The sequence below is a fragment of the Flavobacterium tyrosinilyticum genome (assembly GCF_023656565.1).
In the GTDB taxonomy this organism is placed as follows: Bacteria; Bacteroidota; Bacteroidia; order Flavobacteriales; family Flavobacteriaceae; genus Flavobacterium; species Flavobacterium tyrosinilyticum.
Genome location: NZ_JAMOKG010000003.1, coordinates 1 through 22,204, shown reverse-complemented (window position 1 = coordinate 22,204; position 22,204 = coordinate 1). Strand labels below are relative to the sequence as shown.

The 22,204-nt window shown below is 34.6% G+C and carries 20 protein-coding genes; 4 read left to right on the top strand and 16 right to left on the bottom strand.

Annotated features, from left to right (window positions below; genetic code table 11):
• Positions 1-11: 11 nt before the first annotated feature.
• The 12 genes from fdhD to NCC77_RS14800 all read right to left on the bottom strand — a co-directional run bounded on the left by fdhD (position 12) and on the right by NCC77_RS14800 (position 10,639).
• Positions 12-884 (bottom strand): formate dehydrogenase accessory sulfurtransferase FdhD, encoded by an 873-nt coding sequence (gene fdhD / locus NCC77_RS14855; RefSeq protein ID WP_250836281.1) that lies wholly within the window; start codon positions 882-884, stop codon positions 12-14.
• Between the two features lie 115 nt (positions 885-999).
• Positions 1,000-1,515 carry a DsbA family protein gene (locus NCC77_RS14850; RefSeq protein ID WP_250836280.1) on the bottom strand — a complete coding sequence of 172 codons (516 nt, stop codon included), beginning with the start codon at positions 1,513-1,515 and terminating at the stop codon, positions 1,000-1,002.
• A 13-nt stretch (positions 1,516-1,528) separates the two neighbouring features.
• Entirely contained in the window at positions 1,529-1,981 is a 453-nt protein-coding gene (locus tag NCC77_RS14845; RefSeq protein WP_133524055.1) for a redoxin domain-containing protein, read from the bottom strand.
• Entirely contained in the window at positions 1,965-2,684 is a 720-nt protein-coding gene (locus NCC77_RS14840; protein WP_250836279.1) for a YoaK family protein, read from the bottom strand. The genes NCC77_RS14845 and NCC77_RS14840 overlap by 17 nt, the downstream gene beginning before the upstream one ends.
• A gap of 11 nt (positions 2,685-2,695) precedes the next feature.
• Positions 2,696-3,736 carry a cupin domain-containing protein gene (locus NCC77_RS14835; RefSeq protein ID WP_250836278.1) on the bottom strand — a complete coding sequence of 347 codons (1,041 nt, stop codon included), beginning with the start codon at positions 3,734-3,736 and terminating at the stop codon, positions 2,696-2,698.
• Positions 3,737-3,982: 246 nt separating this feature from the next.
• The gene (locus tag NCC77_RS14830; RefSeq protein ID WP_250836277.1) at positions 3,983-4,534 is read right to left on the bottom strand and encodes a putative antibiotic biosynthesis monooxygenase; all 552 of its coding nucleotides are present in this window, start codon (positions 4,532-4,534) and stop codon (positions 3,983-3,985) included.
• A gap of 44 nt (positions 4,535-4,578) precedes the next feature.
• Positions 4,579-5,547 (bottom strand): NAD(P)H-quinone oxidoreductase, encoded by a 969-nt coding sequence (locus tag NCC77_RS14825; RefSeq protein ID WP_250836276.1) that lies wholly within the window; start codon positions 5,545-5,547, stop codon positions 4,579-4,581.
• 11 nt (positions 5,548-5,558) lie between these two features.
• Positions 5,559-5,990 carry a lipocalin-like domain-containing protein gene (locus tag NCC77_RS14820; protein WP_250836275.1) on the bottom strand — a complete coding sequence of 144 codons (432 nt, stop codon included), beginning with the start codon at positions 5,988-5,990 and terminating at the stop codon, positions 5,559-5,561.
• 50 nt (positions 5,991-6,040) lie between these two features.
• On the bottom strand, positions 6,041-6,598 hold the full coding sequence (locus NCC77_RS14815; protein WP_250836274.1) for a hypothetical protein: 558 nt from the start codon (positions 6,596-6,598) through the stop codon (positions 6,041-6,043).
• Between the two features lie 539 nt (positions 6,599-7,137).
• Positions 7,138-9,345, bottom strand: a complete 2,208-nt coding sequence (locus NCC77_RS14810; protein WP_250836273.1) for a hybrid sensor histidine kinase/response regulator — start codon at positions 9,343-9,345, stop codon at positions 7,138-7,140.
• Between the two features lie 78 nt (positions 9,346-9,423).
• Positions 9,424-10,119, bottom strand: coding sequence for a LytR/AlgR family response regulator transcription factor (locus NCC77_RS14805; protein ID WP_111289323.1), 696 nt, complete (start codon positions 10,117-10,119; stop codon positions 9,424-9,426).
• Between the two features lie 46 nt (positions 10,120-10,165).
• On the bottom strand, positions 10,166-10,639 hold the full coding sequence (locus NCC77_RS14800; RefSeq protein ID WP_250836272.1) for a Dps family protein: 474 nt from the start codon (positions 10,637-10,639) through the stop codon (positions 10,166-10,168).
• A gap of 289 nt (positions 10,640-10,928) precedes the next feature.
• On the opposite strand from NCC77_RS14800, the gene NCC77_RS14795 reads away from it, so the two are divergent.
• Entirely contained in the window at positions 10,929-14,186 is a 3,258-nt protein-coding gene (locus tag NCC77_RS14795) for an AsmA family protein (protein ID WP_250836271.1), read from the top strand.
• Between the two features lie 44 nt (positions 14,187-14,230).
• Here NCC77_RS14795 and NCC77_RS14790 read toward each other — a convergent pair whose 3' ends face one another.
• Both NCC77_RS14790 and NCC77_RS14785 read right to left on the bottom strand, forming a co-directional pair.
• The gene (locus NCC77_RS14790; RefSeq protein ID WP_250836270.1) at positions 14,231-14,836 is read right to left on the bottom strand and encodes an NAD(P)-binding domain-containing protein; all 606 of its coding nucleotides are present in this window, start codon (positions 14,834-14,836) and stop codon (positions 14,231-14,233) included.
• A gap of 186 nt (positions 14,837-15,022) precedes the next feature.
• Positions 15,023-16,309, bottom strand: coding sequence for a hypothetical protein (locus NCC77_RS14785; RefSeq protein ID WP_250836269.1), 1,287 nt, complete (start codon positions 16,307-16,309; stop codon positions 15,023-15,025).
• A 307-nt stretch (positions 16,310-16,616) separates the two neighbouring features.
• Here NCC77_RS14785 and NCC77_RS14780 point away from each other — a divergent pair, with 307 nt between their 5' ends.
• Positions 16,617-17,258: a hypothetical protein gene (locus tag NCC77_RS14780; RefSeq protein WP_250836268.1), complete on the top strand. Its 642-nt coding sequence runs from the start codon at positions 16,617-16,619 to the stop codon at positions 17,256-17,258.
• Between the two features lie 260 nt (positions 17,259-17,518).
• Here the strand turns inward: NCC77_RS14780 and NCC77_RS14775 are convergent, their stop codons facing one another.
• The gene (locus tag NCC77_RS14775; protein ID WP_250836267.1) at positions 17,519-18,925 is read right to left on the bottom strand and encodes an alkaline phosphatase; all 1,407 of its coding nucleotides are present in this window, start codon (positions 18,923-18,925) and stop codon (positions 17,519-17,521) included.
• Between the two features lie 282 nt (positions 18,926-19,207).
• Between NCC77_RS14775 and NCC77_RS14770 the strand changes: the two genes are divergently transcribed.
• Both NCC77_RS14770 and NCC77_RS14765 read left to right on the top strand, forming a co-directional pair.
• A complete protein-coding gene (locus NCC77_RS14770; protein ID WP_250836266.1) occupies positions 19,208-20,566 on the top strand; it encodes a DUF3108 domain-containing protein in 1,359 nt (452 codons plus the stop codon).
• 442 nt (positions 20,567-21,008) lie between these two features.
• The gene (locus NCC77_RS14765) at positions 21,009-21,665 is read left to right on the top strand and encodes an outer membrane beta-barrel protein (RefSeq protein ID WP_095930423.1); all 657 of its coding nucleotides are present in this window, start codon (positions 21,009-21,011) and stop codon (positions 21,663-21,665) included.
• A 289-nt stretch (positions 21,666-21,954) separates the two neighbouring features.
• On the opposite strand, the gene NCC77_RS14760 is transcribed toward NCC77_RS14765, so the two are convergent.
• Positions 21,955-22,204: hypothetical protein (locus tag NCC77_RS14760; protein WP_250836265.1), on the bottom strand; the 250-nt coding region annotated here is incomplete at its 5' end.

The window sequence follows — 22,204 nt, the reverse complement described above, 5'->3', positions numbered from 1 at the left end:
TGGTTTAATGGCTATTGTGTTACGATTACGGTTTGTTGCGATGAGTTGTAGATATTCAATCGATTTTCTTTTAGAAATCCTAAAAGTGTAATATTAAACTCAGTCGCAAGTTCGACGGCCAAACTGGATGGAGCGCCAATAGAAGCAATAATAGAAATGCCCGCCATTGCCGCTTTTTGGATTAACTCAAAACTTGCTCTTCCACTTAGAAGCAAAATATGTTCATTTAGTGGCAGTGATTGATCAGCAAGAGATCTCCCAATTAATTTGTCTAATGCATTATGCCTTCCAACATCTTCAGTTAAAAGAATCAAATCGCCTTGAGTATTAAAAAGCCCTGAGGCATGAAGACCGCCGGTGGATTCAAAATCGCTTTGAGCAATTCTTAATTTTTCGGGTAATTGATAAAAAATAGATGCATGAATCTGGATCTGCGGTCTCATCAAATTTACAAATGGGCTTACCGTTTTTATAGATTGAATAGAACTTTTTCCGCACACGCCACAACTTGAAGTCGTATAGAAATTTCGATCTGTCTGCATCAAATTTGGAGTAAAACCTTCTTTAAGATCAACCTGAACAATGTTTTGTTTTTGTGACAAGCAATTCATTTTTATTGAAAAAGCATCTTGAATATCTTCAAAAGAAGTAATAATTCCTTCTGTAAACAGAAAACCAATCGCAAGATCAATATCATTGCCTGGAGTTCGCATGGTAACCGAAATATTCTTTTGAATTCTCTCTGAATTAGAACCGTAAGAAAGCCTGATTTCAAGAGGTTCTTCAACAGATAGCGTATCTAAGAACGATGAGGTTTCGTTGTTTTCTATTCTTTGAACACTTACGTGTTTGATGGAAACTAATTCCGTATAGTTTATTTCCATGGCGTTGTAATTGAAGTTGTTACGTAAATTTAATTAAAAATAGATTCAAAAAATATACTTTCATTCATTAATTGAGAGCATACTATTCGATTTTTAGATTTAATTTTTGAACTATTTATTTCACGATTTCACTCATCAGTTGCAAGAGATCTTCTGCGCCTGCGTTAAATTTTCTACCATTGACAAAAAAAGAAGGTGTGCCATTTACACCGCTTAAAATGCCACTTTCAAAATCGGAATCTACTTTTGCAGCAAGCTCAGATTTTTTAATATCAGTATTAAACTGATGCGGGTCTAGATCCAATTTCTCTACCAATTCTAATAAAAAAGGTTCGCTTAAAGTTCTCTGATTTTCGTAGATAGCATCATGCATTTCCCAGAACTTTCCCTGCAATGCTGCGGCTTCTGCCGCAATTGCTGCAGGACGGGCGTATTGGTGCATTTCTGATAACGGAAAATTTCTAAAAACAAATTTTATCTGTTTGCCGTATTTCTTCATCATTTCTTTAAGAACTGGATAGGCAGCACCGCAATAGGGACATTGATAATCTCCGTATTCTACGATTACTATATCAGCATCTTTTTTTCCTTGTATATGATCAGTTTTACTGACCGCTGGTTTTAGTGACATAATTGATTGGTTTTTATAGTTTTTCTAAAGCTTCAAGAATTCCATCTGCTCCTGGGTTGATAGCCATTGGCGAGAGATAACTCCATTGTATAATTCCTTCTTTGTCAATTACAAAAAGGGCACGATTGCATTCACCTTCTTTCTCATTGTATACGCCATATTTTTTTGAAGTGTCTCCTTTTGGTTCGAAATCAGCCAGTAAAGGAAAATGCAGATTTCTTGATTGAGAAAAGGCCATGTGACACCATTTACTATCTACAGAAATACCGAAAATTGTAGCATCATATTTATTGAAATATTTCTGCATTTCGTTGTAAAGTGCCATTTGGTCGCTGCAAACTGGACTCCAGTCGGCAGGATAAAAAGCTAAAATCACGTTTTTCCCTTTAAATTCTGATAAAGTGATTTTTTGATCGGGTGTTGCAAATAAGGTAAAATCTGGCGCAACGTCATTTTTCTTCAGCATAAGATTTATTTTTAAGGTTAAAGTCAGTAATCGGCAGTAATAATGCACAAGCAAGTAGTAATGCAGCAGGCAAAATAAGTGTCCAATTTTTGAATAACGGAAGTATAAGTGGCACAACAGATGCCCCTAACAAAAAGCCAATCCATAATAGTAAAAGCCGAAGAGCATTGAGTTTATAAAACTTCCGACTGTTTTTATTTCGGGAAAGACTTAACATGGCTGTATTTCTAGCCAGACTATTCAACGTTCCAGTCACGAAATCGGTATTTATTTTTTGACTTCCAACAGACGTTACAATAGTGTTCATAACACCAGTTGAAAATAGAATGATAGGTATCGACAATCCGTTGTTTATCGTATAATAATTGGATGCCATTGTGTAGCCAATCAATATTACTGAAACAATATAAAATGGCAGTGTCTGAATTTTGGATTCTCTCCACAAAGAAATGCAGGTTCCAGCATATATTCCGAAGACAAAACAGCAAATTACCGTTAAAGACGAAAGAAGTACATTTAGTTTGCCACTGGATAAAGCAATTCCCAACTGCGTGCTGTTTCCGCTTATAAAAGAGACATATACTTTCCATTTCAGGAAACCAGTAGTATCAAGATAGCCTGCAATAAAGGCTAAAAATATGGCTAGCTTCTCCTGTGACCTAGTTTGTTCAGACGAATCTATGAACTGTGTTTGGGCATCCACAATACTTATGATTACGGTTGAATAAACAGTTTGTTTTTAGGAAATTTTTCAATTTCGCCTTCTTCCAAACCAAAATTGGTTACCACCACATCTTTCGGGTTTCCAGCAAGCCATTCGCTTAAATCAATAGATTGATAAGTGCCACTATTAAAACCAATTAAGATTTTGCAAACTGTATTTCCAGTGTTTTTAATATAATGTCCCGCACCCATTGGCACATAACCGACATCTCCAGCGTTGAATTGTTCGGTAACAACTGTACTTTCTGCTAAGAAAACAGACATTTCGGCTTGACCAGAAATATAATATTGCCATTCATCAGCATTGGGATGCCAGTGCATTTCTCTTAAAGCGCCAGGCTGTAATTCTATAATAGATCCCGCCATTGTAGTGCTGATAGGGAATTCTTTGCTGGTTACCAATCGTTGCAAACCGCCACCTGGAATTATTCTAGGTTGTTGAGAATGCAAAGGATAACGGTGTAAGTTGGTTAATTCTATATCTGATTCTTCAGGTCGTGAAGCGGCAGTAAATGATAATTCGTCAGGAACAATTCCGGCTGCGAAATAGGCTTCTTTTTGAGGTAATGCTGCCACTTCTTCCAAAGTAATTCCTAAGTTTTGAGCAACAATTTCTGGAGGCATACAGGACACAAAATCGGTAACGCTGAAAGTATGATCTTCGGAAAAATTACCATTATCAAAAATTAAAATAAAATGACATTCTTCTGTTCCCGTTGCTTGAATTGAATGTCCGTATCCTTTTGGAAAATACCAAACATCGCCTGGTTCAAAATTATCTGTGTAGCTTTTACCATTCGGATGAATAATAGTGGTGCGAACGGTTCCTGAAATAACATAAGCCCATTCTGCTGCATTTGCGTGCCAGTGTAATTCGCGCATACTTCCCGGCTGTAGTCGCATGGAAACTCCTGCGATGCCAATAGAAGCTGGAAAATCTTTAACAGAAGCTCCTCTTGTTGTACCGCCGTCATTGGTGCGTGGTTCTTTTTTTTCTAGTTCGTATTTGAAACTTAATAATTCGGTAGTCATAATAATAGCTTTTTGATGATTAATTGTATTGGTTTTTAATTCTATTGTAAAGCTATTGAAGATATATGCTGAGTATAGTTTGAATTCGTTAAATGGGCAAAATCAGTCGTTGAATTTAGTAAGAGAAACTTTAGGAATAATTTGAAGCTTTCTGATTATAGAGGATTTGTTTTTTTAGAGTTTAAAGCAAAAAAAAATCACTGCAAACTACAGTGATTTTTGATTTTATAATGAGGGAAGTTTTAATTATTTATAAAGCCATTTTTTGATCAGTTTGGTATAATTGGGCATTACAACAAATACCATTAAAAAGACTATGATGCCCGAAATTATTAATCCATCAAAATAATGATTTGACGGTACTTTCAAAAATCTCAAAAAGGGGAGTGCCAATAAAGGAATTAAAAGGGACAATGGATAAATAGCAGACCATGTTACAAGAAATTGTTTCCAGCGAACAGGAACTTTGTTTCCTTCGTTTTCTGCATTAAAAAGAAAATCCAAACCTGATTTTATCTGGTAGTTGTCATTTTTTCTGAATAATGGATTTGCTTTTTTAATGAGCATTTTGCGGTCTTCCGATTTCATCCAGTATTTAAGGTTTTCAATAGTGTCAAATCGGATAATAACCGTGTAAACAAACGTTAAATGCGGAATTGGCCGTACGATCTGCAAATCGATAAAACCATTGGAGTGTTTGGTAATGGGAACAATTTCATCCAGCCATTTTTCATATTCCTGTTCTTTTCCATCCAAAATATGGTGCGTAATAACAACAGATGCGCCTTGATTTTCCATATTACTATTTATTTTTGGTTGAGGTTTAGTTTTATTCGGACTAATTATCGAACTAAAATAATTTTACCCGTATGACTGCCATCTTCTAATAATCGATGCGCATCAGGAGCTTCGGTAAAGGGAAAGGTTTTAAAAATAATCGGTTTGAATTGTTTTGACTCGATTAAAGGCCAAACATTTTTTTGCACTTCTTTGGCTAGCTGTTTTTTAAAATCATAATCTCGGCTTCTTAAAGTGCTTCCGGTAATTGTTAAACGTTTTATCATTACTTTCCAAATATCAAGATCTACATGACTGCCGCTTACGGCATTAATATGGACTAATCTGCCTTCGGGTTTTAGGATATTTACATTTTTACTCAGGTAATTACCGCCAATCATATCTAAAATGACATCGACTCCTTCTTCCTGCAAAACGGTTTCGAAATCTTGGGTTTTGTAATTGATATAAGATGCAGCGCCAAGATCGAGACATTTTTGGCCTTTTTCATCAGATCCTACTGTTACAATTACACGAATGCCTAGCGAATGAGCGATCTGAATTCCTGTAATGCCAATGCCACTGTTACCGCCGTGAATCAAAAGAGTTTCTCCAGATTTTAGGTTTCCTCTCTGAAAAACATTTGACCACACTGTAAAAACTGTCTCAGGCAAACTTGCTGCTTCGGCAAAAGTCAGTCCAGCTGGAATTGGCAGGCATTGACCTTCCCGAACGCTTACATATTCTGCATAACCACTGCCAGCAAGAATAGCACAGACTTTATCACCAATTTTTAAATCGGTAACATCTAGTCCGCATTCGACTACAATTCCTGAAACTTCCAAACCAGGAATTTCAGATGAAACTCCAGTTGGTGCAGGATAATTACCTTCACGCTGGAAGATATCAGAGCGATTTAAACCTGCTGCTTTAACTTCTATTAATACTTTGTCTCCGCTTACTTCTGGAGTTGGATATTCCTGCAGTTTAAGTACATCTGGAGCTCCAAATTGAGTTATAACTATTGCTTTCATTTGGTTTGCGATTAATGGTTTTTGTTTAATTGTTCTATTCTTTTCCAAGTAAGTTTATGAATGACCCAACGTGAATTGCTTATAAATGGTTTCTCTGTTTCTAAATGAAGCAATCCATCTTTAAAAAGAACTTTTCTGTTTTGTGTCTCATTTCTCCAATTTTCAAAAAGTGAAACAGACATAGTATGGCTGACTATTTGTTTTTCATCATCAGTTTTGAAGGGACCAGAATAGGCGAGATAAGGAGGACTGTCTTTTGTATCAGAATGTTCAAAATCAGTATTCATTATTTGTGCCGACATATAGCCGTCGCTGTTATAAATAATAATGCCTTTTGGTTTGGTTCCCATCGGATTTGTAATTTTTCCGTCCCCTAAAGGTACTTCAATCAATTCAACTAATGTCCAAGAACCGATTAGTATTTCAAACAAATTATTTTTCATAATACTCAAAATAATAAGAGCGCACATTGGTGCGCTCGATTTCTATACTATTAAAAAGGCTGATTGTATTTTCCAGTTAATGCTTTGTTTTCTATACTTTTAGCAAAATTTGGAGTTTCTTCATGATTGTGTGCATCAGAAGCAGCTTGTCTTGAAGCAGCAGCGCCGGCTAAATCTACTCCGTGTTCTTTTAAGTATTCAAACATTTTTGGTGTTGCAGTTGCATGAATTTCGTTGGTGTAAAGGCAAGTGTTTTCATCAATTTTGGTTACTTTAAGTTCCCATAAAACCTGAACTTTAGTACGTCCGTTTTTAGTAATAGAATCTGAGATAGACAACATACGGCAATAATCTGGACGATGAACTGTTGCCACATAATGCTGCACCATTAAAGCGTCGCCAATTGTTTCTACGTTAATAGACATTGGTTCGCCTTCATAATTGCTCGTAATTCCTGCGCCGATATGCTGGGTAGAACAACGCTGGTATTCTGCATCTGGAAGGTTTAAAAGCCAGTCTGCGATATTTACTTTTTCTATTGGAGCATTAATAATTGCAGTAACTGCTGAATGTGATAATGCATTTTCTTTGGTTTGAAGGATTTCCATGATTCCTTGGTTTTAAATGTTTAACTGAAGTAAATTTACCTCCATAAAACGGTGAAACATTCTGCTATTCATCGAATAGGCAAAAGCACTCGTTAAAATAGCGAAATCAATCGTTTGGTGTTTTTGAGTTTGAAATATTGAATGACAATATAATCTCCATCAGAAAGAACATAACCAGTGGTTTCAACCACTGGGACGTAACGATGATTATGTACATTATTGAAACGTAATTATCATCACAATTGAATTCAATACGTTTCCCGAGGTTGAAACCTCGGGCTATGTTTAAGTTGTGAATGGAAAATAATCTCCATCTGAAAGAACATAGCCAGTGATTTCAACCACTGGGACACAAAGAAGATTAAATCTGCATAATGTAAATTTGATATATTTTCCAAGATTGAGACCTTACTTTATGTTCTAAAACAGAAAAGAAAAAATGAAAAAAGAGACTGCCTTTTTTGGGACAGTCTCTCAATTGATATATATATAGTAAGATAATTTGTTTTATTAAAAACGAGTTGTTTTTCTTATTTATTTTACAGCGATTCAAAAAGCACTTTAGCTTCTGAAAGAGATAAATTCAAAATCTTTTCGACATCATTTAAAATTTGCTGTAAAGTTGCATTTTGTTCTGTAGCCAATTCAAGAATATCGAGTTTTTCTTCTAAAAGTGGCAATAATCCCATTATAGCAGCACTTGATTGCAAGTCATGTGCTCTAAGTTTCACCATTTTAAAATCTTGATTTTGATAAGCCTTGCTAAGCTGTTCCAAATGTATTGGCACATTCTCAATAAACTGTTTGGTGACAGTTTGTTCAAACGCTTTATTGCCAGTGCTTACAGATTGCATATACGAAAGATCAATATGTTGAAAAAAAGGATCAGATTGTATAACGTTTGTTTCTTCCGAATTTGATTCTTTTAGTCCAAAAGCCGCAATCAGTTTAAAAAGTTCTTCTTCTTTTATAGGTTTTGAAATGTATTCGTTCATTCCTCGGCTCAAACATCTTTCTCTTTCGCCAGGTAGTGCATGTGCCGTCATGGCAATTATGGGAATATCTAGTTTTAAGATTTCTCTAATTTGCTGAACAGCCGTATATCCATCCATTTGAGGCATTTGTAAATCCATTAATACCAGATCACAATCTTTTTTGCTTAGATATTCGACTGCTTCCAAACCGTTAGAAACTATTTCAAAATCAACATTCCATTGAGAAAGCAAATGTTTCATTAAACTTTGATTGATCGCATTGTCATCTACAACTAAAACTCTCAAAGCGGTATTTGAGATATCTTTAAAGTGGTTAATATTAGCAATAGGTTTAGAATTGAGCTGTTCTTTAGCAATATCATACGGAATATAAAAGCTAAAGGTTGTTCCTTTTCCTTGTTCACTTTTTACTTCAATATCACCGTTTTGCAATAAAATCAGTTTTTTTACTATTGATAATCCGAGGCCAGTCCCACCATAATTTCGAGTGGTAGAATCTTCACCTTGATTGAATCTTTCAAAGACTTCATTTAGCTTTTCTTTATCAATTCCAATTCCCGTGTCCGTAATTTTAAAGCCTACAATAACCTTATCTTCATGTTGGAGTTTGTTATAGACCTCAATGCTTACAGTTCCCTGATGGGTAAATTTTATGGCATTTCCAATTAGGTTGACCAATATTTGAGTTAATCTCGTGGCATCACCAATTAGAGTATCAGGAATCGAATTATCGACTTTACTGGAAATGGTTAATTTTTTTTCTTTTATACGTTCTGAAAAAAGCGTTTCAACCGAATCCAATAATCCGTTGATGCTGAATATTCCTGACGTAATGCGCATCATTCCAGCCTCGATTTTAGATAAATCGAGTATGTCATTAATAATGGTCATTAAATTTTCGCCCGAACGCTGAATAGAACTCACAAATTCTGCGGAAGTTTCATCCAAAGGTCTTTTTTGTAATAAATTGGTAAATCCTAAAATACCACTAAGCGGCGTTCTGATTTCATGACTCATATTAGCCAGAAAATTTTCTTTGGTCTGAGCGGCGATTGATGCTTTTTTTTCTGCAATATCCAATTCTTTAATCAGAAAATGTTGTCTTCTAAATTGGCGCATAATATGATACCCTATAACGGCACCACTCAAAACTAGTAAAACTAATAGTGAAATGTCATAAAGTTTTGCTCTTTGGCCCATTTCCAGACTTAGATTCCGCAACTCCACCATGCGCAATTGACGTTTATGGTAAATTTTAGCTGTAATATCGGTAATCTCATTAGAAATTATTCTGGCTTTGGGATTGGCAATGGAGCTCTCATCATCCATATTGCCTAAAGAATCGTAACGGTGGAGCAATTTTCCTTTCGTTACCATTTTATCCTGAGCCAAAACTCCGAGTCTTTGTATTAACTTTTCCTCTTCAGGATCGGCATTATCCACAGAAAGGGAATCGAGAAAATTTCTAATCTGCCTGATCTTTTGGTCGATTCCTTCTAAATGTGTAGTGTCATTAGTAGCGATCGAAGCTCGAATTCTGCTTTCGACACCCAGAATATCGCGGTCAATTTCTCTTAAATGATTGCTGGAACGCAATTCGTTTAAAAGGGTATTATTATTTCGTATGAGTTCTTTAGTATTTTGAGCCGAATTAATTTGTACAGCAATCAATAATATACTGCATAAAATAAAACTGCTAATTATAAAATAACTAAAGCGTTTGTTACCCATTACGGTAGACGTATTTATCATATAAATAAGTGTAAATGAAATTGTATGATCTTAATTCAATAAGATAGCATTCTAGTTTGCGCAGCAGAAAAAAGACATTTAGAATACATTCATCCTAGTGTTAAGCGCTTTTCTGTAAGCATCTGCAACAGGAATAAATTTTTTGTTAATCATAATGCCTCCGTCTTGTAAAGTGTCAATTTTACCAATAGAAACAATATAAGAACGATGTACCCTAATGAAATCATCTTTTGGCAGACGTTCTTCGGCAGTTTTCATTTTGCCGTGAATGGCAAACATTTTTTCTTTGGTGTAAAACTTTACATAATCTCCCATTGCTTCAGCATAAAAAATATCATCTAGTTTTAGTCGTCTGGTAATATTGGAATCTCTAACGAATAAAAATTCTTCTTTACCAAATTGTATATTTTCTTTTCTGCTCTCAATGATAGACTGTGCTTTACTTACTGCCTGTAAAAATCGGGCAGGAGTAACTGGTTTTAGAATATAATCTGCAATATTCAATTCAAATGCCTCCAGCGCGTATTCCTTTTTAGAAGATGTAAAAATGATGATGATATCTTTACCTGAGAGATTTTTTGTCAGCTCAATTCCTGTCATCTCGGGCATTTCAATATCCAAAAAAATTAAATCTACCTGATTTTCCTGTAAATGATGATACGCTTCAATGGCGTTAGAATACTCATTTACCACAGTAAGATTCGGAATTTGTTTTGCCAAATGAGATAAAGTAGTTCTTGCAATATCATTGTCATCAACAATTAACGCTTTCATGGTATTTGGTTTTTGGTTTAGACAAATATACTTATTCCTTGTTATTTTATCTAAAGTAAGAGCGTATCATCCATGCCATTTCTTCATGAATTTCTATTAAACCAGTAATAAAATCGCTTGAACCATAATCTTTGTAATCATCAGCAAAAGGAGTAATGTTGCCACGAATAAATTCAATGATGCTTTCATGGTCTTGCAATAGATCTTTCATAAAACCTAAACCATCGTTTGTTCTTTCACTGTATTCTGTAAGATGCGTCAATTCAAGATAGGACTTTAAGGTTGCGGGTGCGTAGTGGCCAATTTTGCGCATACGTTCAGCAACGCTGTCAATGATTTCATCTAGTTGTTTGTACTGATTTTCAAAGAAGATGTGATTCGCATGAAAATTATCGCCTGTAACATTCCAGTGTGCATTTCTGGTTTTGGTGTAAAGTACAAATTCATCTGCTAACAGTTTTGCTAATTCGTTAGAAACAGCGTTTGTGTTTTTTTCTGTAATACCAATGGTTGCTTTCATAATCGTAAGTTTTTAAGTTATAAGCTCTGCAGCTTTGTTTTATAATGTAAAGGTCATCAGAAAATGCATGTGGAGTATTTGATTTTAGGTAAACAGGCAAAATGAGTCGTTGAAATCTAGAACTTGCTCTGTGAGTATAATTAATTTAGCGAAATGTTCTTTTGAAAGCGTGCCTGAGGAATAATCAATAAAATTTTTAATTGTTATTTTTGAGTTAATATCTCAATCAAGATTTTTTCTTGACAGCTAAATCTATATTTTTAAAATCTTAAAACGATACCCCAAAAAAATGACTAAGAAGTTCTTAAAGAAAACGGCAATAAGTATTGCGACATTATTTCTACTTTTAATAATTGTGCTTACAATTGTTCCGTATGTTTTTAAAGACGAAATAACGGCGAAATTAGAAAGTATAGCCAATGAGAAACTAGATGCTGAAGTGCGCTTTGATCAGATTGGACTTTCCGTTTTTAAACATTTTCCTGCATTGACCATTTATGCTAAAAATGTCAGTGTAATGAGCAAAAAGAAACAGTTTGAAGCTTTAAGTATTGTAAAGGCAGGAAGAGTGTCGGCAGGTCTGAATTTTTACAGTTTATTGAAGGGAAAGATTGTTTTGGATGCCGTATATCTTGATGAAGCAGATTTAAATCTTGAAATAGACTCTAAAGGAAACGCCAATTTTAATATTGTCAAACCATCTAAATCTGTAGATACAGCAAAGACAGAATTTAATATTAAGAAGGTTGTTATAAAGCAAACGAATATATCATACAATGACAGAAGCGCACTTTTAAAATTTAAGGTTCAGGATTTGAACTATAAAGGCAAAGGTGATTTAAGTGCCGATTTATTTGATCTTGATTCTAATGTAAAAATAAAATCATTCGATTTTAGCTTAAACGGTGTCGATTATGTTCGAAATAAACCCGTCAATGCTGAAATTATCACCTACATAGACGCTAAGGCACTTAAGTTTAAATTTGAGCGTAATGTTATCCGCATTAAAAATTTTCCGTTCTCATTTAATGGCCATTTTGCATTTATAAAAGGAGGATATGACTTTGATCTGCGTATGCAGTCGAAAAATTCTACGTTAGAAGAAATGCTCTCCCTTGTGCCTCCAGCTTACGATAAGTGGCGTGAAGAGATGACCATTAGCGGTAATATTGATTTTAGGATTTTTGCGCGCGGAAGGTATATGCAAGACCTTTCAGAAAAGCCAATTGTTTCTACTGATTTACAAATTAATAACGGTACAATTGCTTATAAAAGAATAAAAGATCCAGTAAAAGATATCAATATATCAGCCAAAGCAGAGGTTAAAGAATTAGATATTAATAAATTAAAGTTTGATTTAGATAATCTGTCATTTAATCTGGATAACAAGAAAACGACAGTTAATTTTCATTCTGAAGGTTTTAAAAAGCTAAAAATTAAAACGGCTGTAAAAGCTGATTTAGATTTGGCAAAATTAAAAGAGGCTTTAAATCTTAACGAGAATGATATTCGCGGAGATATCGCCTTGGATTTAAAAGCCGACGGTATTTTTTTAAGAGATTTAGGTTTTAGTCCGCGTTTAAATAAAGTAGATACGATCATTAAAAGCATTCCTAAATTTCAGCTGAATCTTAGCCTAAAAAATGGATATGTTCAAAACATAAAGAAAAAAGATGCAATTAAAAATATCAACCTAAATCTAGCGGTAACAGCTAAAGATAGTATTTTACGAAACGTTTCGGCTAAAATAGAGAATTTGAATGCTGAAGCTCTTGGCAATTTTGTTCGAGGACGCTTTGAACTTCATAAGTTATATCCTTTTACTGTAGATACCGAATTGGAATCTAAAATTAATCTGGCAGAAGTGCATAAATTTTATCCTGTAGACAGTTTAGAAGTTAGGGGAGATTTAAATTTAAAGGTAAGCATGCATGGAATTTTAAACCGCAAACAGAAAAAATATCCCTCGTCAAAAGCAGTGGCAAGTATTAAGAATGGATATTTGAAATCGCTCAAATTTCCTAATATGCCAGTTGAAAGTATAAATCTAAATGCTACGGTCTCAAGTGATAGAGGTACCGGAGAAGATTTAAATGTGAAATTGCAACAAGCGGAATTTGTTTTAGCAGGATCTCCTTTTAAAGTGCAAGGAGAGGTTAGTAATCTTTACGATTTGGTTTACAATATAAAAACTCAGGGAACATTGGACGTTGGTAAATTAACTCAAATATTCCCCATTAAAGATTTGAGCATTTCAGGAGTTATCCAGACGAATCTTATTGCTAAAGGATCTAAAAAAGATATAGATGCGAAAAATTATGAGAATATTAAAAATGGAGGCAAGCTCGAAGCACGCAATTTGGTGATTAAAAGCACTATGTTTCCTGAACCTTTTGAGATTTCTAAAGGGACATTTAAGTTTTTTAAAGATAAGATGCGCTTTGAAGAATTTAATGTCACTTACGGTAAATCTGATATTGTATTAAATGGATACATCCATAATATTTTAAGGTATGTTTTTAATAGAAAATATCTACGCGAATCTAACGAAAAACTCAAGGCAGATATTAATCTATCGAGCAATCAGATTGATGCAAACGAGTTTTTTGATATGATTGCAAAGTATACAGACCAAAAAGCCGAAGAAGAAGTAGCTCAAAAAACAGATTCTATACCTGTAAATGCAGTTGCTAAAAACAGCAATGCAAAGAATAAAAACTACGTAATTAGAATTCCTAGTAGCGCCGATCTAAAAATCGCAGCAAAAGTCAATAATCTTCAATTTGATACGTATAAGATTAAAGATTTTGTTGGAACTCTAGTGGTTAATGATCGTAAAGTTCAGGTAACAGAAGCCGCTTTTAATATGGCTGGAACTAAAATAGCCATGACCGGTGATTATAAAGCCCAGCATCGTCGTTTAGCGAAGTACAATGCAAATTTTAAAGCTAGCAATTTTGATATCCAACGTGCTTATGCTGAGATTCCGATTTTTGCCGAATTGGTAAGTATGGCTAAAGATGCTTACGGTTTGGTATCGGTTGATTACCAGCTAGGAGGAAGTATCGATCAGAATATGGATATTGACTTTAAATCTATTGAAGGCGAAGGAACATTGACCTTAGAGGATATTAAATTTAAAAATTTCAAGATTTTAAACCACGTAGCCAAAAAAGCAGATGCTGCTGATTTGGAGAAAGCAACTTTTAATAAAATTGCCATTCATTCGGCCATAAAGAATAATGTAATGACCATAACGCCGACAACCATGAAAATGGCTGGTTTTAGGGCGAAGCTAGAAGGTCAGGTTACTATGGATGGTAAAATAAATGTCGGGTTTCGTGTAGGGTTGCCGCCAATGGGACTTATAAATATTCCGATGAAAATTACCGGAACGGCAGATGATTTCGAAATTTCGACCGGTAAGTTTAAAGAAGATGCAACTTTTGCAGAAGAGAGTGAACTGAAAAATTTGCGTCCAGAACGCCGCAGGCCTAGAGAAAAAGATTCTTTGAACACATCACATTCAAATGCTGAAAATCCTTAAGACAATAAGTATTCATTTCGCCTTATAAATCTTCAAGGCAAAAATCAATTTGATTTGTAATGATGCTGATACCAGACATTCAATAAACTGTTCTTTTTGTGAAGGAGGACAGTTTTTTGAGATTTTAATCTTGAAGAAAGGTCAAAAGGATCGAATCCGAGATCTTTTAAAAAAGTTTTGACAGTATTTTTTGAAGGTATATGGTCGCCTGCAAAATAGATTTCATCTTTGCTTTTGGTTACGAGCGACGTTTTTTGAGGCTGTAGCATTACTGGGCTGAAAAGTTTTACCACATAAGCCTTAGGTAGCAGTGAAGCTGTAATCTGAAAAGTAAGGGCGCTAGTAATGCTTGATACGAGAAGTTTTGGATTAAAAATCAGTCCGCTTGTATGAACGATGATTTTACCAGTCATATCCGGCAACATTCCAATCGTTTTCTCGAGATCTTCTCTCGGAACAAAAAGTATGATAACATCTCCCAATGCTGCTTCCTGAAGCGAAACTAGCCTAGCATTTCTTATGCTTTCGGTCGTTTGCTGTATGAAGGAGTTGCCGCGAGGATGGTTTATAAGAATTTCATAACCCACAGATGAGGCTCTCTGTGCCAGTTCTAGTGTAAGGCTTCCAATGCCAATAATTCCTATTTTCATACTTTTATCTTTTTAGTATTGCTTCTATCGAGAATATATACTAAAGTTATTACAAGAATTTGATTTACAGTACAGTATTTCTACCTGTTTTTAAAATTTTTGTAATCAATGGAAGTTTTAGATGCAAAAAAAAAGGAAACAGCTTAGTAGATGTTTCCTTTTATATTTCTAATATTTTAAAAAAAATTATTTGCCACTCGATGCAGTAATTTTTCCTAGTTGAAGTCTAAAGTCAGGTCTTTTTGCATTATAAATGTCAACAAAAGTTTCCTTATTATCGGTTTGTGAGTACACATTTGAAAATATGGTATTGCCATACCAATTTTCTAAATCAGAATTGTCGGCTTTGTTTTCTGTAAAGATATTACCTGTACACTGGTTGAAAAACATTTCTTCAATTTTGATTTTCTTTAAGTTCTCACCATTTACTATTGTCTGGCTATCTAGTAAAACAGCTGGGTTGAATCCTGAAATCACGCTTCTTTTAAGCTCTAGAGCAGCATTGTCTGCTACATAAACAGCTTCTTTTATAAGACCAGCCTGAACGTCGGCTTTGATATTTTCACTATCATTTATAAGAGTTAGGTTTGAGGCAGAAACGAAAGTAGATTTTCTTGTAAAGTCTGTTTCGCTTTTCTTTTCATACGCTTTCACTTCCAAACATCTAGAACCATCTCTGTTACTTGACAAATAAGAAGATCTAACTGCCAATGAATTATATAGACGGCATTGCGTTCCTTGCGTCATTTTGAAATCATCATTTATAGATTTGTACGAAACCAATTGAGAAGCATTAAGATCTCCTCCATAAAAAGCAAATGAATCACCTCCTGAGAAGCTCACCATAATATTCTCTAAAACTGTTTTGTTTCCAGCTCCTGCAACAGTTAGTCCATTAAAACTATCTGCTCCTTTTACTTTTCGGCCTGCAAATTCAATACGAATAAATTTTAATACTCCAGAGCTGCTAGCTGCATTGTCTCCTCCATATGCAGTAAGAGAAGGATCAAGATCCATAGTATAAGATCCAGCTCCACCAAATTTATTGATAGGTGCATCTCCTAAGACTACAACACCACCCCAGTCGCCCGCTTTTTTCATACTAGCGTTTGAAGTGAAGATGATAGGATCAGTTTCCTGTCCCTCTGCTATAATTTTGGCTCCTTTTGTTATAATAAGAGTTCCTTTGCTTGCTGCATCGCCAATAATTACCGTACCTGGATCAATAGTCAGAACGGCGTTATTTGTTACATATACATTTCCTTGAAGAATGTACACGTTTTTTTTCATCAGTTTGGTGTTCTGTGTGATATTTCCAGCCAGTATTTGGTTGGCATCTTTAGACTCCGCTTTCTGCGGCTTGAATTCTGTCCAGTTGTCCAGCCAGTTCGCATATCCGATAATTCCCTTTTCCTGCTGTGCGTTCACGCCTGCGGCAAGTAGCAGACAGATCATTAGAGTAATTTTTTTCATAGTCTTGGGGCTATTTGTAATGGTATTTTTTTTGGCTCTTTTAAAATTGATTATAAAGTTTTCTTGCTTTTGTGATAGCTGGAGATAAATATCTGATCAGCGACTACAAGGAAATTTTAAATCTTTTTTCTGAAGAGCTTCTAACAAAAATAAGCAAAAAGATCAGACTTTGCAGGGCTTTACTAATATTTAACATTTGTTGAAGCTAAGCTTAATGTACGTAAGGTCTTTCATCCTTCAATATTAATTAAAGTTTGATTTTTTTTAAGTTAAAAGCAATACATTTGATTTTATTCGAATTATAAAAATGGGACTAGATTACGACTATAGAATATACATCAAGAAAGAAAGGCTTAATAGAGCTTTACAATTCATTTATGAGCATTCAGAAAAAGAGAGAGCATCATTTGAAATAAGCAACAATCAGCTGCACAAAATTGACCGCTATGCTAATGGAGAAATATCCAAAACATTACTTGAAAACTTAGGAATAAATCAGAGGGTAGATACCTGTATTTTAGTAGAAGAAGATGATACGATAATAGAGTATTATCTCTATGATTTGGCTCAAAATTATACACCCAATTCTGCTGATGAATCTGACTTTATTGATTTTTACAAAGGCGCAGAGGGTAAATGGTGGATAGGTAATATTGAAATTTACATTAATGACTATTCTTCAAAAATAGAGGATTGTATCGAACTTCAATTTTGGGCTGTCACTAGTGATATGAGTCGTCTTTTTGCTAAATCAAAATCAATTGACAAATACTTTAAAGAGTTTTGCAGAGCTACAGAAGCAGATTATGGTTGTATTTATATGGAAGACAGCGGATACAGACTTATATGGGCAAAGGAGAAAGAATACAACCTGACAGTACCGATTCTCTGGAATAGTTTTGAGGAACATGGGTTTGTTAAAGTAATCGGTGACGTTTTAAAACTATAAAATATTTGGAAGATAAAGATTCAAAAGTAATCTTTGCCTGCATTTATATAAGATTGTAACGTTAAACAAAAATTAGGTGGAAGTTGTAAATGAGAATTTAATATTTCTCGCGAACTGACATTGGTAAATCCTTTTACAGGAAAAAAATAAAATTGATCATTACGAAAGTTACAAAAAGCTTCAAATTTCTATGAAGCTTTTTGTTTTTAATATTATTTCGTTAATAAAGCTTGTGTCCAACAAAACTTTGATTTTTCCATTTAAGATTCTTTTTCAATAGAAGCTTCAAGCATTAGATAATGAAGATCTTTATTCTGTACAAAAGGCTTCAATAGTTCGCTTCCAGGGCCGTACATGGCCAACTCAACATAATCTCCAGAATGGTCCATACTGATCCATCCTACATTATTATGCTTTTTCTGAATTTCTGAATAGGCTTTAAAAGGTAACTTTTTGTAATTATACAGACCATCTTCCTGTTTTTCGAGGCCAGAATAGAAATCCTTTAAATGCTTTGCTTCATCATCTGTCAAGCTAATTTTATTGGTTTCTTTAACCCAATCCTTAATCTGCTGCAGATTGAAATCGGCATGGATAGAATTTAAAATGTACTCGTTGGTGTATTTATAGTCTGCAATGCTGTCAAAGTTTTCTTTTGCATTAGCGCCATAGATAAGTCCCGGATTTGCATTTCCGTGATCGGTTGTAATGATTACAAGAGTTTCTTTATCTTTTTCGGCAAAATCCATAGCTGTTTTAACCGCCTCGTCAAAAGCAAGCTGGTCATGAATCAGCGCAGCAATATCATTGGCGTGCGCAGCCCAATCTACTTTTCCTCCTTCAATGAGTAATACAAAACCATTTTTATGGTCTTTCATCTGGTCGATTGCTGTAGCGCTCATTTGGGCAAGTGTAGGCGTTTTTTGTAATTCTGATATATTATTTCGATCGATGGTGTAGGGAAGAGCTCCAGTAGCGAAAACACCTAAAGTTTTTCCTCCTTTTTTAATGTTGTCTAGATCCGATTTTTCTTTTAGTACCTGATAGCCTTTTTCTTCATAGATCTTATAGATATCTTTTTTGTCTTTTCTTTTTGATGGATTGAAGAATTCGTCGCCTCCGCCCATCATAACATCAAATCCAAGTTCAGCATACATTTCGGCAATTTCATTTTCGGCATTTCTGCTGTCCGAGTTCACACAAAACCCTGCCGGAGTGGCGTGAGTAATGGTAACCGTAGTGACGCAACCCGCTTTTTTTCCTGCATTTTTAAACTTTTGCCAGATCGGAAGATATTTTTCGCCATTTGAACCAATATTCAACACGCCATTTCTAACGCGATGCCCGCCTCCAAAAGAAGAGCTCGCCGCCGCAGAATCTGTAACTGGAGAACTGGCAGAGGCTGTGTCCATTAAGGCTCTTGAGACTTTATTCTCTTTATAAAGGTTGATCCACTCTGTATTTTTGCCTAAAATATGTTGAGAGTAGAGATCCGCCATTTGAAGTGTTCCACAGCTCATTCCGTCGCTGATCAGGAAAATGATGTTTTTTGCTTTTTTAGCTTTCTTATTTATGGCCTCCACATCGTTTGCTAGGATAACGGAAGGGCCAAGGGTGAATAGCCCTGCTAGTGCTGAGGAGCCTTTTAAAAATCTGCGTCTGTTCATTAAGATAAATTTAGTGAAAGGTAAAATAAAGACATTTTAAAATTTAACGCAATAATGTTGCGTTAAATTATTGTTTTGTTTTGATCTGAAGCCTTAATGAGTATTGAAATAATGGGCTTATTAATCTCTTACCAAAATTATTTTAGTTTCGATAAATTGAAATGCTAAAATATTTTCATAAGTATATATTTAAAGGTAGTTGCAATAGAAAATTACCATGAAATCAGGTATTTTATTTTGTATATGATGTCTGTAAATTTGTTCCCAATCAAAATAATCACAATGAAAGCCAATATTCCAAATAGTATTACATCAAAAAAAGGTGTTTTCTTTAAAAATGAGAAATCCAGTTTGTTAAAACAGCTTTTTTATGTACTGTTTCTGCTTCCATTTATGGCAGTCGGACAAAAAGCACTTGTTCCTGGCGGTAAGGACATTAATACAAAGTATATTAAGCCAGAAAAATCACTCTACACTGTTTATTATGTTAAAGGGACAGAGTGGAAGAATATGGGAGCATTGACTTATGACATTACTTTGGCTAATAACCAATTGACGTTGAATAATACTTTTACCCCAAAAGACAACGGAGCTCCTACAACGCGTATTAGTACAGCAGATGCGCAAACGCTTAGAGCTATAAGTTATGCCGATGAGACTAAGAATGCAAAATTAAACCTGAACTTTGCTGAAATCATTACGGGTAATTACTATTCTAAGAAAACCAAAAAAGACAAAAAACTAAAGCTTCAGCCTAAAGAAGAATATTTTGACTTCAATTGGTCCGATCATTTAATTACAACACTACCGTTAGATGTTGGATACAAAGCACGTTTTCCACAGTTTTATTATAATGATGGGTCAGATGTACTTGTGGAATACTACACTATTAAAGAAGTGAAAAGTTTTGTCTACAATTCTCCGAGAACAGGTAAGCACGAGACATGGCTTGTTTCGGTTTTGGAAGAAAGCACCAACGCTACTTATAATTATGCTATAGACAAAAAAGATCATCGCCTATGGCAACGCGAAATGTCTATGGCTAATGGAATGTGGGAAATTACAGTTAACGAAGAGTTGGATTATCAGCCTATTAAAAACAAGTTTAACAAGGAAGAAGTTGCAAAGCAAATCTCCAATGGTAATAGTGTTATAATTGGGACAGCCTATGCAAGATCTGACTCAGGTAAGAGATTGGGCGGGTTGGTGAATACAGCTAAGAAGCAATATGCACCAAGAGGTACAGAAATTACACTTTTTCCAAGTTCAGCTTATTATGAGGAATGGGCAGAGGTCAATAAGAAAATTCGCAAGCAGAATAAAATGCCTGAAGTGCCTTTGCATAGTGATTTCGGCTATTCTATCAAAAAAACTAAAGTATATGACGATCAAGGACATTTCGAGTTTATGGATTTAATGCCGGGCACTTATATTGTTATGGTTAGCTTTGATTTTACCAACTCCTATAATTATTCATACGTATCTGGATATACAAACTACTACAATTATTATGGTTATCAAGGTTCTACAACAAATTATGGTACAGCAAAACAATCCTATTCTGATAAAGCCAATATTGAGAAAAGGGTGACTATAGATAAGGATGGCGATAAAAAAGAGGTGAACTTGAAAGAGATTTAATTGAATAGCTAAGCAGTAAAGTAAGGAATCGCAGCTGAAAAGGTTTTCTGTTATATATGAATAGATAGAATTGAGAAAAGGTCTAAAAAAAGAAACAGATTGTAGTTGTGCTATAATCTGTTTCTTTTTTTTATGAATACATATCTTGTTTATAAAGTCTTGTTTATAAAGTAAGGTAAGCAGGATATTATTCGATATAATTATAGAATACTTATGCTTTGTGGCAACGGTTGAGTCCTAGTTTAGGAAAAGTGAGTTAAAAAAAAATGGTTTCATTTTATAATTTGCAACATGATAAAACTTGTTTTATTATGTTAAAATGTTTTTGTAAGATAACTTTGAGACGAGTTAATAGATTATGAAGATTACAAGTGCTACATCATGAAAAATCCCCGAATGTAGCCGCCATGCAAACAATAATTATAAATTAAATCTTGAAATTATGAAAAAGTATCATTTGTTAGTTGTCGTTTTTTTCTTTTCGCTGGGAATGTCAGCACAAAGCGCCCAGTCATTTTTACTTAATTTGTATGGAGGGTATACCTTTTCTGATAGGGTAGACTTTGATTCCTCTTACGCAAAAGTAGAAGATGGTTTTGAATATGGTATAGGTTTGGAATATTTTATAATGGATAATGCTTCAGTAGAATTAAAGTATAACAGACTTGATACAAATATGCCTTTGTACACAAAGGTTGCTATAATTAATGGGGCTAACACTATTCCTGCAGGAACTCAGCTAAATGCGGGAGATGACAAAGGTGCCATCAATTATATATTAGCTGATTATACGTATTATTTTGGCTCAAGCTCCCAAAAGGCGCTTCCATTTCTAGGAGCAGGTTTAGGAGTTGCCATTCTGGAAACGCCAAAGAGTGGTAGTGGAACTTATTTTGCATGGGAAATTAAGGCTGGTGTAAAAGTGAAAACGAATTCACCATTGTCAATTAATCTAAATGCTTATCTGCAATCAATGTCGGCAGCCGTAGGATATGATTATTATTGGGACTATTATTGGGGGCCAGTAGCGGTTACTGATTATGCATCAACATTTCAATTTGGACTTGGTGCCGTACTTAGTTACGATTTCAGCAAATAATAATTGTTTTAATAAATTGTTTAAAACAGCTTGAGAATTTCTCAGGCTTTTTTATTTATGTTAGTTAAGTGTTGCTTTCGCTGCGTATTCGAGTGATTTATTAATGAATTTATAGTAGTTACAGGAAAGTCATTTCCTGAAAAGACAAAGAAAGTAGCTTTTTTCAAGCTGTATATTTGATAAAAACGGATTTTATCAGGCTCTATATTTGCTTAAAAAGCTTTAAAGTAAGAAAAAACTTTATTTTAGTAAAGAAATTTTTAAATTTAAATATTGTGTTATCAGTTAGTTAGGAAAAATATAGGAAAAAGTTAGAAAAAAACTCATTCAGAATGCTTGGAAAACTAAATAAAGGTTCTACTTTTGCACCCCGCAACACGGAAAGTTCATTGAGAGATTGGGAGGAAAATTGGAGAAAACGGGATTGAAAAGATCTCAAAAAAAACTTTAAATTTTTCTTGCAGGAAACAAAAAGAAGTTTTAGTTTTGCACCCGCTTTGAAACACAGGCGGAAAGAGAATAAGACACGTTCGTAGACA